The 620-nt window shown below is 65.2% G+C and carries 2 protein-coding genes; both read right to left on the bottom strand.

Going from position 1 to position 620, the window contains the following annotated elements:
* On the bottom strand, window positions 1-377 hold a 377-nt coding region (locus tag VQ042_RS25710; RefSeq protein WP_331823069.1), incomplete at its 3' end, for a transposase.
* A partial coding sequence (locus tag VQ042_RS25715) for a transposase (protein ID WP_442880259.1) occupies window positions 374-620 on the bottom strand: 247 nt, incomplete at its 5' end. The genes VQ042_RS25710 and VQ042_RS25715, both read right to left, overlap by 4 nt.

A 620-nucleotide genomic window follows, 5' to 3' on the forward strand; every position in this document is an offset into this window, starting at 1 on the left:
CGGCCCATCTTCAGCAGCATGCGTCGATCGGGCAGGTTCTCGAGCCGGCTGACGGTGGACTGCGAGCAGAGGTCGCGCTCGCCCGGCAGCCGCTCCAGCGCCATCTTGAACACGGGGTCGGCGCGCAGGGCGTTGGCGTCGATGCCGTCCTCGTAGCCCGCGATCATCAGCATGCGGAAGCGCAGGATGTCGGCGGCGCTGTGCAGGGTGCGCGCGGGATCGCGGGGGTCGTCGATGCAGGCCGCGAGCTTGCCGGCCACGTCGAGCCGCCGCTCGACCTCGCGCAGCGCCAGCAACCCGGCGTCCGAGGACAGCGAGCCGCCGTCGAAACGGGCGGTCACCACCTTGCCAGGGGAATCGGGTGAGTTGCATTTCACGAGATGAGGCTGACGAGGAATTTTTCGTTCCACCCGGCCTTCAATCGTTTGTTGGTCATCGACAGTTTGGCGGGATTCCGCCGCAACAGGTTATGTGCGATGTGTTTGATGGTGGTGAAATTGGCCGGAGCATGTTCGGTGCGGACCCGGCATTCATCTCTGAAGAGGCAGTCCATCAGCCAGTGCATGCTCTCGACGGACCAGTGGCGCCGAACGATGTCACCGAGCTGGTCGGCCTTGTCG

It is taken from the genome of Aurantimonas sp. A2-1-M11 (assembly GCF_036549475.1).
Classification (GTDB): domain Bacteria; phylum Pseudomonadota; class Alphaproteobacteria; order Rhizobiales; family Rhizobiaceae; genus Aurantimonas.